The 15,806-nt window shown below is 41.0% G+C and carries 14 protein-coding genes and 2 pseudogenes; 7 read left to right on the top strand and 9 right to left on the bottom strand.

Features of this window, described 5'->3' with window-relative positions; genetic code table 11:
* The first annotated feature begins 424 nt into the window (after positions 1 to 424).
* The 5 genes and pseudogenes from AB6D80_RS21960 (at position 425) to AB6D80_RS21940 (ending at position 6,202) form a co-directional block, all read left to right on the top strand.
* Positions 425 to 1,549, top strand: coding sequence for a hypothetical protein (locus AB6D80_RS21960; RefSeq protein ID WP_102428375.1), 1,125 nt, complete (start codon positions 425 to 427; stop codon positions 1,547 to 1,549).
* A 258-nt stretch (positions 1,550 to 1,807) separates the two neighbouring features.
* On the top strand, positions 1,808 to 2,386 hold the full coding sequence (locus tag AB6D80_RS21955; RefSeq protein WP_017104238.1) for a DUF2913 family protein: 579 nt from the start codon (positions 1,808 to 1,810) through the stop codon (positions 2,384 to 2,386).
* Between the two features lie 840 nt (positions 2,387 to 3,226).
* Entirely contained in the window at positions 3,227 to 3,640 is a 414-nt protein-coding gene (locus AB6D80_RS21950; RefSeq protein WP_069592252.1) for an H-NS family nucleoid-associated regulatory protein, read from the top strand.
* A 164-nt stretch (positions 3,641 to 3,804) separates the two neighbouring features.
* Positions 3,805 to 4,110: pseudogene (locus AB6D80_RS21945) on the top strand (ISNCY family transposase); the annotation flags it as partial.
* A gap of 1,618 nt (positions 4,111 to 5,728) precedes the next feature.
* A complete protein-coding gene (locus AB6D80_RS21940; protein ID WP_016800590.1) occupies positions 5,729 to 6,202 on the top strand; it encodes a GNAT family N-acetyltransferase in 474 nt (157 codons plus the stop codon).
* A 59-nt stretch (positions 6,203 to 6,261) separates the two neighbouring features.
* Here AB6D80_RS21940 and AB6D80_RS21935 read toward each other — a convergent pair.
* The 3 genes and pseudogenes from AB6D80_RS21935 to AB6D80_RS21925 all read right to left on the bottom strand — a co-directional run.
* Positions 6,262 to 6,447, bottom strand: a pseudogene (locus AB6D80_RS21935) (IS6 family transposase); the annotation flags it as partial.
* A gap of 803 nt (positions 6,448 to 7,250) precedes the next feature.
* Complete coding sequence (locus AB6D80_RS21930) at positions 7,251 to 8,558, bottom strand: YfaP family protein (protein WP_229648405.1); 1,308 nt, start codon at positions 8,556 to 8,558, stop codon at positions 7,251 to 7,253.
* Positions 8,559 to 8,561: 3 nt separating this feature from the next.
* On the bottom strand, positions 8,562 to 9,104 hold the full coding sequence (locus AB6D80_RS21925) for a hypothetical protein (protein ID WP_017100441.1): 543 nt from the start codon (positions 9,102 to 9,104) through the stop codon (positions 8,562 to 8,564).
* A gap of 471 nt (positions 9,105 to 9,575) precedes the next feature.
* On the opposite strand from AB6D80_RS21925, the gene AB6D80_RS21920 reads away from it, so the two are divergent.
* Together AB6D80_RS21920 and AB6D80_RS21915 are read left to right on the top strand one after the other, a co-directional pair.
* Positions 9,576 to 9,812, top strand: coding sequence for a TA system antitoxin ParD family protein (locus AB6D80_RS21920; RefSeq protein ID WP_017100443.1), 237 nt, complete (start codon positions 9,576 to 9,578; stop codon positions 9,810 to 9,812).
* A complete protein-coding gene (locus tag AB6D80_RS21915; RefSeq protein WP_102560971.1) occupies positions 9,784 to 10,086 on the top strand; it encodes a type II toxin-antitoxin system RelE/ParE family toxin in 303 nt (100 codons plus the stop codon). Before AB6D80_RS21920 ends, AB6D80_RS21915 begins: the two co-directional genes overlap by 29 nt.
* A 355-nt stretch (positions 10,087 to 10,441) precedes the next feature.
* Here AB6D80_RS21915 and AB6D80_RS21910 read toward each other — a convergent pair whose 3' ends face one another.
* The 6 genes from AB6D80_RS21910 to AB6D80_RS21885 all read right to left on the bottom strand — a co-directional run bounded on the left by AB6D80_RS21910 (position 10,442) and on the right by AB6D80_RS21885 (position 15,512).
* Positions 10,442 to 10,858 (bottom strand): GFA family protein, encoded by a 417-nt coding sequence (locus AB6D80_RS21910; RefSeq protein WP_017102639.1) that lies wholly within the window; start codon positions 10,856 to 10,858, stop codon positions 10,442 to 10,444.
* A 130-nt stretch (positions 10,859 to 10,988) separates the two neighbouring features.
* The gene (locus AB6D80_RS21905) at positions 10,989 to 11,627 is read right to left on the bottom strand and encodes a LysE family translocator (RefSeq protein ID WP_017102638.1); all 639 of its coding nucleotides are present in this window, start codon (positions 11,625 to 11,627) and stop codon (positions 10,989 to 10,991) included.
* Positions 11,624 to 12,949 (bottom strand): serine hydroxymethyltransferase, encoded by a 1,326-nt coding sequence (locus AB6D80_RS21900; RefSeq protein ID WP_102560969.1) that lies wholly within the window; start codon positions 12,947 to 12,949, stop codon positions 11,624 to 11,626. The genes AB6D80_RS21905 and AB6D80_RS21900 overlap by 4 nt, the downstream gene beginning before the upstream one ends.
* Positions 12,950 to 12,965: 16 nt before the next feature.
* On the bottom strand, positions 12,966 to 13,967 hold the full coding sequence (locus tag AB6D80_RS21895) for a phytanoyl-CoA dioxygenase family protein (RefSeq protein ID WP_371997466.1): 1,002 nt from the start codon (positions 13,965 to 13,967) through the stop codon (positions 12,966 to 12,968).
* A 239-nt stretch (positions 13,968 to 14,206) separates the two neighbouring features.
* Positions 14,207 to 14,893: a tyrosine-type recombinase/integrase gene (locus AB6D80_RS21890; protein WP_372189588.1), complete on the bottom strand. Its 687-nt coding sequence runs from the start codon at positions 14,891 to 14,893 to the stop codon at positions 14,207 to 14,209.
* 28 nt (positions 14,894 to 14,921) lie between these two features.
* The gene (locus tag AB6D80_RS21885) at positions 14,922 to 15,512 is read right to left on the bottom strand and encodes a phage integrase central domain-containing protein (RefSeq protein WP_229648402.1); all 591 of its coding nucleotides are present in this window, start codon (positions 15,510 to 15,512) and stop codon (positions 14,922 to 14,924) included.
* Positions 15,513 to 15,806 lie beyond the last annotated feature (294 nt).

The raw sequence follows: 15,806 nt of genomic DNA, 5'->3' as shown, positions 1-15,806 counted from the left end.
AAAAAAAACGGCGCGGCAACCTTCTTTTGTCATACGACAGGGACCTTCTTCGATTAAACGCTGAGTCAGGTGGCTCCCTTTCATCATCTCCTTACTTAACGTCCACCTTCATCCGGATGGTATGGCTTAGCAGGGCGAGGGGTTTTAGTGCTGTCAATATTGCAGCCTAAAAAGAGCAGTATGGCGCTGTGAGAGGCTTTCTTCTTAATTTCATTAAATGGTCACGGTTCTTATTCAGCCGCTTAAGCTTGCTGCTTTACAAAATGAATGGCCCCTTGAATACTAAGATTAGCGTTTCGATTTATCAGCGTCAGAGGGTAATTCAAACTCAGGGAGCATAAATTAGTATTACTTCGAGGTGTTTCTCTTCTTACGCTGTTAGCCTAGAAAAACACATGGGTTACTAGAAGAGAAAAGGACGGATATGACACTTCCTATTTTTCACTCAAACAACGTTCCACATTCTCAGTCGGATTATTTATCTGAGCTCTGGAGGAAGATTGAAAAAAATGAACGGCGTAATCAAAAGGCCGAGATCAAGGTCAATCAGCTTTTTTCTGAATACAAAGATAAACTGACTCCCTATGATAAAAAGCTCGACCATCTTCACTGTGCCTGGGTTAAGCACTTGATGTCATTTTTGACCTCAAAAAAACTCAAAACCAATATCCGCAATCGCTTGATGCAAGCGATTGAACAGGAGTTAATTGACTTGCTTGATCGCCCTTTTATCAATGATAGAGACAAAGTCGAGGCGTTATGCGAAGAGTATGAAACCTATCATAATAAAGTATTTCAGAAAGAGAAACAGCAAGCGCTCAATGCAGCTTGTCGAGAATTTGAAAACGGCATGAAGGAGATGTTCGGCGCTGATATTGATTTACCCCACAAAAAAATCCGTGAAATTCTGGCTTCTGGTGATCCATTCGCCATTGAAGCTTTTATCAGTGCCTTATGGGCCTCTTTTGTTAAACATAATAACGACTCATTTTCACCACGAGCCCAAAATGAGGACGATTGGGACGATTTTGAATTCGATTATTTTGAGAGTGAAGACGACGACGCGCTTAACATCAAAGAAATGTTCCGAGGTACTCAACTCAACAAAATGTACAAACGCATTGCGAGTGTTATCCATCCAGATAAAGAGTCTGACCCGTTAAAGAAAGAAGAGAAACATCGTTTAATGCAGAAACTGGCGGTGGCCAAACGAGAGAATGATGTGATGACCTTAGTCCGAATGCTGACAGAATATGTCCCCGATTCTGAGCACCTTCTTGATGAAACAACTTTAGTGAGAATGGAGCATTTGCTCGAAATGAAGCTCCTGGATTTAAATCGGGCCCACCGTGACATCTTTAGCCAACAAGGAGTTAAGTCTCAAGTCTGGAGACAATTCTCAGCACCAAGCAAGAAGAAGACGCAAGCCAAAATGGAAAAGTATCTTAAAATGATTGATGATTCGATAGTCTCGCTTGAAAAAAGAATAAGAAAAGTTAACAGTATCAATCAATTAAAAAAATATTTAGGATCTCTTACCTTCTATTGATTCTGTGTCTAGAAAAGAGGCTTAATCATGGTGGTTTAAGAGGTTCGAAATACCGCTTGCTCACCCTTCGACTGGCTTCGCCAGCTACGGGATTGCGACGAGCGGTGCCATTAAAGTTTGAGCAGGTATATGTTCGCGTTTCCCGTTAATTTTTGAATGCGCCTTATTATTTAAGCCTTAATACACGCTGATTACGCACTCAATTTAAAATCGTGAAAAACAGCTAGGAAGCTTCAATTAAAGAGAAAGAATAAATTCATGAGTCGAAACCTTAAGCACTATCAAGCCCTTGATGAGATCGTGACGAATGCGCTTCTCGCACTGTATTTAACCATGAGTCAACAAGGTGGATATTGGACAACGAAAATAAGAAATGAACTGTTGGTAAAATTCATCAAACCAAAAGTAAAACGGCCTCAGTTCTCGACATGTAAAAATGAACTCAAAACCATGCTCAGTATTGGCCGAAGTGTAACAGGCAACCTCGAACAAAAAATGTGGGAGGTAAATCAACTGAATCTCGGGTATCAAGCCAAGTTCTCACAGGCTGATGAACTCTATATCATGTTAACGGAATTATTTGAGCAGCATCAGTTTCCAACTATGTTGGAAGACCCCACAAAAGAAATGGAACGAGATACTCTTTACATGAAAGAAAAAAGCATAGAGCAAGGGTTTGATGAAGACAATAACCAGATAAAACCCCTGGCTATGACGGTGAAAACCCATCGGTTGGAAGCGTTAATTGAAGCGCTAAAAGCCAAAGGCTTTTATCGCGTTGAAGTTGACTCTGAAGAGAAAGATGAAGTCATTCACCTTTTATTGCACCGAGAGTGATAACGATTATACGATTGAATAGTGCCTTTCTATTTCTCGGTTTTACCTTGGGTAGACAATGTCCGACTAAATACCCATCTTCAACCTTGACTGAAAGCTTTCCCATATGACAACGCACCCAAAGCCAGTCTGACCAAATAGGTCATAAAGAGAGAGCTTTTCAATACGCAACTCTGGCTTACGCATGAACCTTTTAAAATTGGCATTAGCTAGGCTAGGTTTGCGCATAGGGTCCAATTCTCTTCTTCATTTTTCCACCTAAATCCGGATTTAGGTCTAGTATAATATACTGCGATACTCACCTTGTGACACGGAGCCTTCCATCCTAGTGGTAGGTGAAAATTTCACCCAAACCTTACGGACGCCAGTTTTCAATGCAGAGACACAATAAGAGTTTAGGACTATTCATACTTTTCTTTATGCAGACACATGCAATAATCAACATGCTATGACGAGGTTGATGGTTATATGAGATGTTCCGAAATACCCCCTTTGATCTACATGGTTACTGAAACTCAACTTGAGAGTGCTCTATCCTCTATAGCCATCAATAACTTGCATATTTACTGTGCGTTTACTCATGAAAGTTTGAACACTAAATTAATCAAAGATATTCAGTACAGCCACTTTAAATCCATAAGCTTTAGCGACGCTCGAACTATTTACCCTAAAAAAGCATCATTCTCGGATGAAGATAGGCAATAACTCATTGATATTTAGAAAAATATGCCTAAGAGGGAATATTCACAACGCTATTTTTGGAGAAAACGTGTTTCGACAATTTTTGTGTATCTTATTGATTTGTAATATTATCTCAATTTAAATGTAAATGGACTCAACATGACCGAAATGATAAAAACTTTACTTAATATCCGCTCGCTTCGTGCGTTCTCTCGTGAATTAACACTTGAGGAACTTGAAGAAGCACTGAATAAGTTAACGACCGTCTTTCTTGAACGCCAAGAGAGCGAAGAAGTAGAGCGCGAAGCTCGTGCTGAACAAGAATCCAAAGTCGCTGAAATCGCAAAGCAAATCAAGGTCGATGGTGTTAATATTGAAGCTCTTATAGAAGCTCTAGCAGGTCAATCAAAGAATAAAATAAAAGGTAAACGTAAGCCTCGCCTTGCTAAATATAGTTACACAGACGGGAACGGCATAGAAAAAACCTGGACCGGTCAAGGTCGCACCCCTTCCATAATTCAAGAACAGCTTGATGCTGGAAAATCAATTGAGGATTTCTTGATCGCGAAATAGTCGCTTCTTTCAAAACCCTCACTACACCCCCCTCAATTAAGAGGCCCAGAATTCATATAGAAACTAACAGAGCCCTTGTTTAGGTTAGTTTCTATAGGGCAGTCAGCTCACTTTAAATATCTCTCCCATTGGCCAATCTTAAAATGAATGCGTGAACAGAAATCAACCTAGAGGCGTTAATTACGTCACTGGCCTCATCAGTACCGAAACACGAGAAAACACTTATGACTATTGCAGAACAATTGCGCCAACAAGGCGAGCAACGTGGCCGCCAAGAAGGACGTCAAGAAGGTCGCCAAGAAGGACGCCAAGAAGGACGCCAAGAAGGTCGCCAAGAAGGACGCCAAGAAGGTCGCCAAGAAGCCCTCAAGGAGATGGCGCACAAGATGATGCTTAATGGTCTAGATCAGGAAGCCATTATGGATGTCACAGGATTGAATAAAGACGAACTAGCACAACTTTCTCATTAGCCGAGCAAGTAAATGGCCATCAATAAAGGACTGCGCGTGGGGAGATAAATAGTTAAATCAATAAAAAATAAGGATAAGAAAAAAAAACGGCGCGGGCACTTTCTTTTGTCATACGACAGGTCCCTTCTTCGATTAAACGCGGAGTCATGTGGAACCCTTTCATCACCTTCCCACTTAACGTCCACCTTCATCCGGATGGTATGACGTTGTACGAAACTTTTAGACTTTTCCTACCCATCGGCCTTATTGTTATCATATTCAGGTACTAATTGAGTGAGGGGAATTATCGCCTCACCCAACTTTCATTGTGACAACGTCATAAAAAAGACCGAAAGACTAAGGTTATTACCTTCCTTGAAGCCCTTATATAACGTTCTGGTCAAAGTTTTATAAAATATTCAACGTTTTACTGCCCACTTTTAAATCGACTCTCTTTATACCCAAACGATAAAGGTAAGAGAGTACGTCATTTTTAGAAACATTGTATTGACTACGATTTAGAAGTAATAAATATTCTTCTAACAAGTATGGAAAGTCGCTTAATCAACGCCCATGAGTAATGTCAATCTGAGTGATATGTCGGCCAAGCACGGCATTATTGTGAATCGTCCTATATTTATCGTTGGTTCATCCAATCAAGTCCCGCTTTAGACGTAAGAAACTACTCTGCTATCAATTCATTAGGAGCGACATCTTATCGCTATTAGAAAAACCAAAGCATCAAGGTTTGAACTAGCAACCTAGTGAATACGCTTTCATTATGTAATGATTTTACTTACAAAGTCATACTGTAAGAGACAAAAGATTCCGGAATAATACGTCAAATGGTCTGGGCTAAAACTTATATGGCGGTTCGTATCATTGGTGTTGAGTTTGGCTACACCAATTACGCAAACTACAAAAATAGTGCAGAATAGCTTTCGATAACATTAGCTGCAATATTCCAGAGTTTTGTCTATTTTAGCACTGCGATTGGCCATCTTCGATAACATCAAGATTTGGCCTGTACCAAAGCAAAAGGGTAACCAGCACTCTTTCTTTTGCGCTTACCGAACTCGTTGTCCAAATTTGAACTCGATGTGAGAGCCAGAGCGAATAATGAGAAAGCACTCGTCAATGGAGTGAACGTCACTGTTGAGTGCAAAGGCGGTAAGAGAAGAGCCACCATTTTAGTTGATAAGTGACATACAACATGTAACTGGCTTAGAACACGTTAAAGCTCTCTTTCATTACACTAGTAAGCACTCTAGCAGGGATTTTGTTTTGGTTCTTGTAACGGGACTGTTGCAAAAATACTGTACGGACCCTTTTTTTTAATCATCGTGGGCAACGCTTGGAACTCATATTTCTGTCATGGGTGCAGACAAAATAGGAAACAAGAACTTCCATCCTCATTGTTTGAGAAAGCATACTCTACTGTGACTATATACCTTAATGAAAAACGATTGGCGAGTTCTAGCATGCGCCAGATAAAGAGATCTATAAGATAGTTGAAGAGCCTATGTTAAATGACAGGAACAAAAGCGGCATTACCATTTTGATAACTCAAGATTAGCTTATCAAGATCCTTACATTGGCCAGTTACTTTTAATGAAATACCTACCCAAGGTAAATAAGCATGAATAAAATTAGCTTTTTAAAAATAAACAATACCATTATCGATGACATTATTGCTCTCTCAGTGGAAGAGTCTCAAAAACAACTCATTGCTAACAACGCAGAGTGGCTTGCAGAAGCCAGTTTTAACGACGATAGTATCAACTATGGTATTTACTTAAACGATAAACCTGCGGGCCTGATCTCTCTGATTGACCCTAGAATACTGGACACACACGATGAACACTTTCAAAAGGAGCATTTATATGTATGGCGCGTCATGATTGACCATCGTTTCCAAGGAAAGGGATTGGGGAGTCAAGCGATTAACTTCAGTAAGAAATACGCTTCCATTATCGGTTTAAAAGGCGTCTCCCTGACCACGATGGATAAAGAAAAAGGCAATGCGCTCTCTATTTATCAAAAACTTGGTTTTATACCAACGGGCAGAAGACTTGATGATGAAATTGAATTAATTTTTGGCTTAAAGGAATGAGTGAATAAACAAGTCAGATGGTGTGTCTGGGACGGCTATTTGGCCGCCTCATTTTATACTTAAACTGTAAATGTATTGAAGAGTTCATTCAAAAACGCTGATCCCTCGTGCACTCTCACCTCTGCCCGGTCACGGCTTAACCAAAAATCAAATTGACTCTTGTTCAATATCCGTAACCTTTAAAGACCTTGAATCGCTTCGATGAGCTTTTTGATTAGAGCATGGTCTGACTCTATCGCATTGTCATGGTGTAATTACTCTTAATTTTTTTGCTCATATTTTCAGCTATCATGCGCTAATCTAGAAAACGTTAAAGTTCCAGCTCAGTGCTCTAAAGATCGTAAAGCCTCACCTAGCAGGTCTTCTGGCGAAAGGTTAGAATGGGTGTTCATTATACTTTCGATTCTCCTTGTAGGAAAAGAATTACAAGTCTTCCCTCTACCATCAAAGTCCTCTTGTCTTCTGCCGTATGCAATGTACACATTAATGAGAGTACACTCCCTCTCTCTCACTGAGCAGGTAATTTTCCTGAGTTTTTTTTGAAGACCTTCAAACATTCTATCGAGGCTTTGGTCACTATTTGCCTTAGTAAAGTGGCCATAGACTTCAGAGATAGTGCTATTTATTGATAGCTCAAACCTATGTACTTCTTGTTTCATTTGAAATAACTCAAGTATTATTGGGATTTGTATTACACATACTATAACCAAAAACATTGAAAGTTATTGGTTAATCAATTTAGTCAGCTTTGGCTCTCTTTGTTATCAGCTCTTATCGACAAAGCTAATTGCTTGCAGTTACAAAATATATCATTGGAACTCGCCTTGAGTCGCGACGACGAGTAAAACTTCAGGTCTATGAAGCCTCTGGACATTTCCGAGTTACGTTCAGATTGGCGACTAAGTCGTTCGGACAAAATTTACTACTCCGAATCATACAATGTATCGGAAATTGGTAGACCAAACGCAATGCCCTACTAAAACATCAAATGATGTTTTAGTAGGGCTATCAGATTATATTACTATAGGTAAACGGCCCTTTAAGGTTACTAGAAAGCCCCTATTTCAATGCCACCACTGTCGTTTTCAGAAACCACAACATTCATCATGTGTAATGGGTTGGCATTCTCTGATGAACCTTGAGCTTCCCCAAGTGTAACTGACTTAGTTAGAACATCCGAAATACTACCTGTCGATATTTGAACAGTTGCAATTCGACCTTCTGCACGAGCGTAGTTATTCACACCGATACTATATACCCCGAGTTCGAGGCTGTCTCTGTCACAAGTGGCGAAGTAATGCTCTGGCCCATAGCCGCTGGTGTTATCAACATCTAACTCACCAACGTTACCTACCCTATTTTGGTAGTACACCTGCATCCCATTGGGTTCAAACGTATGCAAATCAACATCACCTAGACCATTCCAACTGAGTGTTGCTGTGAACGACCCTGTAGAAGCGATTGCTTCAGGAGTTTGTAATGACGCCAGCTCCGATTGGAGATCGTTTCTTATCATTCCAGCTGGTTGTAAAGAAGTATTTAAATAGGTTTGTATGAGAGTGTGACCAGATGGATCAACCTCTAAATGGCTGACTGGTATCGAGACATTTGTATCGGGCACTGTCCCTACAGCTCTTAAACCATTTATCACCAAATCGAGATCGGCTAGTGTATAAGGTCCATTCAGTTGTGGTGAAGCTGGTGCAATGTGGACTACCCCAAGATTAGATTCATCTAGGTTATCCAATTCCAATGCTGCGTTGTAGGCATTATTAGCAAAAAGATTACCTTGGGAGTGGGCGATAAACAGCATTTTTGCGCCCTGTGTGCCTAACGTCTGAATCCTCGTGTTATGACGAGCGTAATCGCTTGCTGTTGGCGGTGAAGAAAACAAATGACTAACAAGTGCAACTGTTTGGGATGATGCCCAGTCGTAAAGCTCAGTAAGTAGCCCCAACACCAAGTCACTAGGGGCGCTGACAATATTGTAGACTTTATCTAAGAAACCATCAGCTCCACCACCAGTAATTGCTGACCAAAAGATATCAAATCTACCGCCGAGATCGGGGTCTATTTCTTCCGCTCGCTGAATAAATACTTCTGCTATATCTTGAAACGCTGATGCACTAACCGATGAACCAGTTACGTTATAAAAAGTCTCGTATGCTACAGGCTCTGAATTGTACTCATTTCCAATTTGCTTTTGGAATTCAAATGTCGCTAATTTCGCTTCATTTTTTGTATTCCACACTCCATTAAAAAAGCCAACGACATACCCTGGTACTTCACAAACTGTTGCAGAACTTACATTGAAAGAGATTGACGCAGCTAAAGCGGTTATAATAATTTTTTTCATACATCATTCCACGCAATCGATATTAGATGGTAGGCGCGTCACAGTGCCATCAAGAGCTTCATTGAACGCTGAATATGCCGCTGCGCGCTCACGAGTGTTTGCTGTGTAATGTTCTATCGCTTTTAGAATTTGATGTGCATCGGCAGGGTTATCAAAAGCTAAACTCAAGCAACCGATAGCTACAGTAGACTCTTCATCAACTTGGAGGACTGCATCGATATCAGAATGATCAACAAGGACAGCTTCTTGGATAGTTCTGGCAATACTCTTAACTTGTGTCTTTTGACTTGCTGATAAGTTAGCCGCTTCAATATATGCCAATATATCGTCTCGAATGGCTTCGTTATTGGTGACTGAACCTGTAAGCGAATCACTAGTGTCTAAGTCTGGGTACGTTCCTGACGAAACTAACTGACTTAAAGCATCTGTAGGTGAATTGATTGGTGTTGCTGCATTTACATCATCGGCACTATCAGAGTCACCACCACATGCCGTTAGCAACATGATGGCACATATTGGTAAAGCTTCCCTTATTTTCAACTTCATTGTCTACTCCTTGATCATAAATTTTAAGTTACTAAAATATAAGAGATTAACGCCAAGTGCAACGAGTCCCATACCACCCTTGAGCCGACCAAGTTGCCGCTATAGAGACTGGCGTTACATTAATATACCTAGGTCCGTTACACTTATATCAATACAGTAGATGTGGTTTGCATAAGGAAAAGTAAGCCAAATCACAGGTTTCTGAAATGAGTAATCAATCGGTCGTAACTTCTAATGGGGCATTTTCGAGTTTCATGGCACACCTTTGGACAGAAGCTTTTTCTAATTTAGTAAATGATGCATTATCTCCGGTATGGAGGAGCCATCAGAAGAGCACGACCTTAGAGGTTAAGTTCATTGTCACTTATGAGAAGTGAAAAAGCCCACTAGCAGGGCTTTTGTTGCAAGTTGCCACATATGATGCAATGCGCTACAATTGACATCAACAAACAAATGACCAAGGTAATACATATGGCTACTACAAGCGTTAGACTTGATGAGAGCCTAGTAGATAGAGCTGCAACCATTGGAACAGCTTTAAATCGAACGACCCCCAAGCAAATTGAGCATTGGGCGAAAATAGGCAAGATCATGGAGGATAACCCTGACTTAACCTACGAGTTCGTACTGCAGGCAATCATCGCTAAAGCCGAATTAGAGCACGGGAATACGACCTCTTATGAATTTAGCGAAAGTAACAAAGATTGAGCAAACTACGACATTTGCCAAGACAGTAAAAAAGCTACACAAAAACCAAAAACAAGATCTAGATAAAACAGTGAAAGAGGTTATAGAAAACCCTTTTATTGGCGTGATGAAGAAAGGCGATTTGTCTTTTCTTAGGGTGCACAAGTTTAAGATGAACAAGCAGCTCACCTTGCTTGGGTACAACTACGATGAATACGGGACGTTAGTCCTGACCTTAATGGCGTTGGGCAGTCATGAAAACTTTTATCGAGATGCATCCAGAACATTTAGATAACCAAAGCCTCGCCAAGCGCGAGGCTTTTTTTATACCCCTCAAACACCTACAAACTGATTGAAAAAGAACTTAAGGTAGCTAACGCTGAAAGAAAGGTGGAATCTACCCCCGTGAAACATCACGGGGATTAACAGTATGAGAAGAGTGGATAAGTTTTAATATGGTAAAAACCCATGAACAGGGTGTGAATGAGTAAAAGGTCTAGCCAATAATGGGGCACTTTCGAGTTAGAAAGTGCCACAGATAAAGATTCAACCTATGAAAGTTCTGGCCAAAAGTAAGTTAATGCAATGAAACTCCCTAAACCTCAATAGATTAGAACAAGTATTTTAATATCTTAAACACTTGCTCACCGCTACCCCGGCTGCTCAGGGAAAACCTTTACATTAGTTGGTATTTGGTACCAATCTAGTTTTTCACTAACCCAAACATGTGCTTGAGGTTCGAAAATATCAGCTGCCGACATATCAGTTGGTTTTAACTTTAATTTAACCGTTTGCGGTGCATCTGGATTGAAATGGTAAATTCTGTTTCCACAATTTGGACAGAACATCGCGCAATTACGATTGCCACTATCAGCTAAACGTTCCCAAGTTTTCAGTTGACCAGAAAACTCTATTTTCTCGGCATCGACAACTGCTGTAATGCTAAATGGGCTGGTAGACAGTTTTTGGCACTCTGTACAGTGACAAGCAAAGACCATTAGTGGTTTTTCATACAAGTCATAGGTCACTTGCCCGCACTGACATGCTCCTATAAGTGGATATTCCATTTATCACTCCTCCTCACAACATGAGTGGCAGCTAACTCCGAATTAAGTAACGAGTAACACTACCGTCTAACCTAAGTCATTACATCGTAAATCAACTTGAATTAAAAATCCGAGAAGTGTGTCCCTTCCCCTAATTGTACGAGGAGTTTACCAAGGCCATAACACCTAACAGTATAAAAATACTACCAGACCACCTTGAGAAAAAATCAACCCAGTTACTTCTTGCTTGAAACTTTTTCTGTAGATGACTCGCCATCAAAACACTTAACAGATCAGCACTACTAAACAATAAATTCGTAACAACTCCCAAAATAAGCAGTTGGAGCCAAACAGCAACACTTCCTGCTTCATTCACAAACTGTGGGAGAAAAGCAAGATAGAAAATTGCGGCTTTAGGGTTCAGAATATCTACAATGACACTATCAATAAACGTTCTTTTAGGAGAGGTAAGATTGCTTTCACAAGAAGTAATACGTAATTTTTTTGATAGATAGATACGTTGGAAACCCAACCAAACAAGATAGAGAGCTCCTAGCTTTTGAATGGCAGAATAGAGAGAAGGATTAGCTAAAAGCACAGAAGACAAACCTAATACAGCTAAAATTACATGAAAATAACCTCCTATATGAAGGCCAAAAGCTGCCATAATTCCTACTTTCTTCCCTCCTGACACAGCTTGAGCAATACTGTAAAGCATTGCAGGACCGGGCATAAACGCATATAGCAACGTAACAAATAAGTAAGTAAACAGTTCTGTAATTGAAATCATTGTCCACCCTCCAAGCTATATTTAAAGCCAGAAAATGTTGAGGCTAACTCACTTACTACATTACGCGCCTCCTTCAAATTGTAATTACCTTGTAGAACGCCTGCGATTACCTCAGCTAAAACAACTATTTGACTTTGTGTAACCCCTAATCGAGTAATTTCTGTTGCACCAAAACGTATCCCAGATAACAACTCTCTATCTTCAGGAAGTGGGACTGCATTAGCAAAAACCCCAACATCAGCTAGACGGTAGCATGCTAAACGCGCACCTTCTTCTCGAGTCCATTTCACAACAACTTGATGAGTTTCAGTAAAGCCTTCATCAGAACAGAGCACCTCCAACCCGTGCGCCTGTAAATTACTAGCAAGTTGCCTAGCATTAAGTATCCCTTGAGCCATATATTCAAGGCCATATTCCTTTAATTCTAAGCATGAGACCGTCAGGGCAGCAATTCGATTAAGTTGATGTGAACCAGTTAGCTTTGGGAATATAGTCGTGCTAATCGGAGAAGAAAACTTTTCCGAATTCCAACAAATTACTCCTCCCTGAGGACCACTAAACGTCTTTCCTGTCGATGCAGTGTAGATATCAGCTCCCAAAGACAGAGGGTTTGGATAAACTCCACCAGCAATCAACCCTGCTTGATGTGAGCCATCAAAAAGTAACATCCCTCCCCAACGAGAAATAATGTCTTTTATCTCTTTTACAGGAAAGGGAAAAAGGTTGAGACCTGCCCCTAAACTCACTAATTTCGGGTGTCTAAACTTAGCCATGTATTCAAAGGCGTTTAAGTCAATTTCGAGGGTATTCGGATCCACAGGAAGATCTGAAATGGAATAGTTCAAGATCCCCGGGGGGCCTAAACTATGGTTACTTGAGTTACCACCATAAAATGTATTGAGGGTGGACATATCTGATACGTTGAAATGGTTTTTGAGAACTGCATAGACAACCGTATTAGCATGAAGCCCTCCTAAAAGCCTAGGGTCTGCATGATTGCATTCAAATAATTCCTTAAGTAATACTATGCAAAGTGCTTCTATTTCATCAGCTTGATCAAGCCCCGTAAAAAAGCGGTTATTTCGCCCAATAGAACCGCCTGAGGCTCTAGACCCCAAGTCACAACTTAGTAGTCCCCGAGCTTGTAAACTCATAGGGCCTTCTGCTGCCAAAAGGTTTATTCCTGTCTTCACTCTCACAGTCTCGTGTCGCTCTATTAAAGCTCTTAATTTTTGATAGAGCTCTTTAGAAGTCGAACACCCAAGTAAGGCAGAAGCATCATTCAGAATATTCATGTCATGCATTTGTTTGCTGATAATCACTTTCTAACCTCCCTTCTCACGTATAACTGTTACGTGTGTTAGACAGATCCTTACCACAGAGCAGTAAGCTCGAATGTCTTGTGATATCTATGTTTGAGCCATCAATAAAGTCGCCCAAGTGTCGAAATGGATAAATTTCCGTATCCGTTGCCGTTACTCTAAAATTAATGCCAAACCGGTCATTATAAGATGTATTAGGAAGAGAACCATGCATGGTTCTTTCCGTGAAAATAACAAATTCCCCTTTTTTCATAGGGATCGTCACTATATCTTCTTGGCTCTCGTCTACACCCAATGTTCTTTTTGCAGGTAATTTTGCAAGTTCAGCTCGAACATAGGCTTTAACATCCTCGAATGATTTCCCACTAATTTGATAATTTTCAAAAAGCCCACTGGTATCAACGTCCAATACTAGTGTGTAATTGTTCGCCCTTTCGACAACATCTTCGATTGTTTTACAGTCAATAAATGGATCATGCCAAAACTCAGATTCTGTCATTGGAACCATGGTTTTAGGATATTGTTTTTTATGTGAACCACGAATGAAACGCAACGGAGCGCAATCAAGCTCAACATCAGTAAGGGCGACCCAAACAGTTAAATTCCACCAACGATCCCGCCTTTCATGTTTAGGCCTTAAACTAGGCTTATTATTGCCAATTTCTTCACCATCGAAATCTCCCCACTCTTGGTGCCAACCTGTACCGTTTTCTCCAGATTTCTTGTGAAAAATTTTTGAGCGCCAAAGAGCTAAATCGTCTCCAATCAGAGACTGTAGCTTTGGGATCAAAGCTGAATCTGTGAGCAACTCTTTAATTTTCGTCGATACTAAATGCCAATCCCTGACAGAATAACGACCATACAGGGGATGCGGCTCTGGGCTTTGAGCTATCTCCCTAACTTCCGTTAAAACATCTTGAATTAATTCGACATTTGCGAACCTCGGTAATGGTCCTAAATAACCATCTCGGCGAAAAGACCTTATTTGCTCTCTCGTCAATCCTTTACTCTTGTCCATTGATTAGCTGCCTACCCTATGATGTTAAACAAAGAGCGTCGAACCTATCAGTCTTTATCGAATGGCCTAAAATTAATAATTAATAATTAATAATTAATAATTAATATTTAGAGAAAAGCGTTAGTTCTCGCGTACACTTATTCACAGAACTCCAAGTGTGACTCCCCAAAACACAAACTTCACCAAAAAACCTAATCTTAAAATTTGATGTACTTATGTTATTCCGACAGATATTTTAATCACCATTCCCAAAAATCCACTTCATATCTAAACCGTTCAACCTCCTTCTCGGTCAGTTCCGGTATTACTTTGATAGGTCTTCCTCTGCGTTTAGGGGGAGATTTCGTCGGCTTAGGTTTGGAGGCTCTCACTTTTCGAGTTTTAGGGTTATTCACAAGCTGGCCTGATAATATTCCACTAATAACTTCCCCTATCGCCTCAGCAGATTGCGATACTTGCACATCATCCACGTGAGCATAACGAAGCGTGGATGAAATACGCGTGTGACCCAACAGTTTCGACACCATCGGAATAGGGAACCCCTCTAACACCGCATAACTGGCAAAGGTATGACGCAAATCGTGAATGCGAACATCCTCGATATGGGCTAAGGCTCGCACCTGTTGCCAGACCATACTAACCTTAGTCGACCGACTCACAAAACGACGCAAAGGCATAAACACATCATCGTGTGATTCGCTACGCTGTGTCCATGCTTGCTTTGGTATGTCTGAAAGGAGTTTCTGCGCTTCCTTGCCCACATACACCACCTTCGCACCCGTTTTGCTGTCCGGCAAGTGCCACTCCCTGCCTTTAACAAAAGACCATTGTAGGCCTGTTACCTCTGAAATTCGACACCCCGTTAACAGCACCAGTTTTAGCACCTGACAACAGCACGCTTCCAGATTACCTTGCTGGCTGACCACAGTTAATGCCTTATCCAATCGCGCTAACTCATCCAAACTCAAAAAACGATTGAGCTTTTTTTTTGCGACTTTGCTTGAGACCCTCACAAGGGTTTTCCATGCAATAACCTTGCTTCACCGCATATTTGAAGATAGAACGAAGCACATCAAGATTACGGTTGGCAGCCCCTGCGTAATTCTGGCTGAGTTCATCAAACCAACGATGCACATGAAACGAATCAATACGGCTGACAGGAAAACGTCCAAACTCGGGCAACAAATGCCTTCTTAAGGCGCTCGACGCTGTCCCTTGTGTACTCAGTTTCCATCCCTTGCAGACCTTATCCGTCCATTCTTCTTTCACCAAAGCATCAAAGCGAATTAACCGTATCGGTTTCGTCTCTTTTTCTAAAAAAGAAGACTGTAAAGCTTGCACGTGTTGTCTGGCTTGTTTTAGGGTGAATTGTCCCACGGCCGCTAACGTCTTATTGGGAATGGGTAGATAAGTCACATAGAAACGGCGATCATCGGCATAGACTCTAACCCCTAACGCGGGAATTTTGGTATCCCACACCGTATACGTTCGAGTTTTTGAATGAAGAGATTGAATCACTTTAGAAGTGAATAACAGTGACTTCATGAGCGCATCCCCTTAACGAGTACACCCGACACATGAGAGGCCGCCTGACACACGTCCTCACGTCCCAAATGCGCATACTTTAGCGTCGTTTCCGCTTCAGCATGCCCCAAAAGACGACTCAGCACGATCACGTTCACCTTCGACTGAATGGCAATACTGGCGTAGGGTGTGGTCAAAAATTGAAAATACAGGGGCATTTTTGGAACACTTTCCAATTAGTCTTTGTTTTCACTAAGAGGCTAAATTATCGATGAAAAACGCCCCTATTGGAAGGGGTTGGGGTGTAGATTTGAC

Origin of the sequence: Vibrio sp. 10N.247.310.17, assembly GCF_041466605.1 — a bacterium.
Lineage (GTDB): Bacteria > Pseudomonadota > Gammaproteobacteria > Enterobacterales > Vibrionaceae > Vibrio > Vibrio tasmaniensis_A.
The sequence above is the reverse complement of the archived record's forward strand: the minus strand, read 5'-3'. Positions and strand labels throughout refer to the sequence as shown.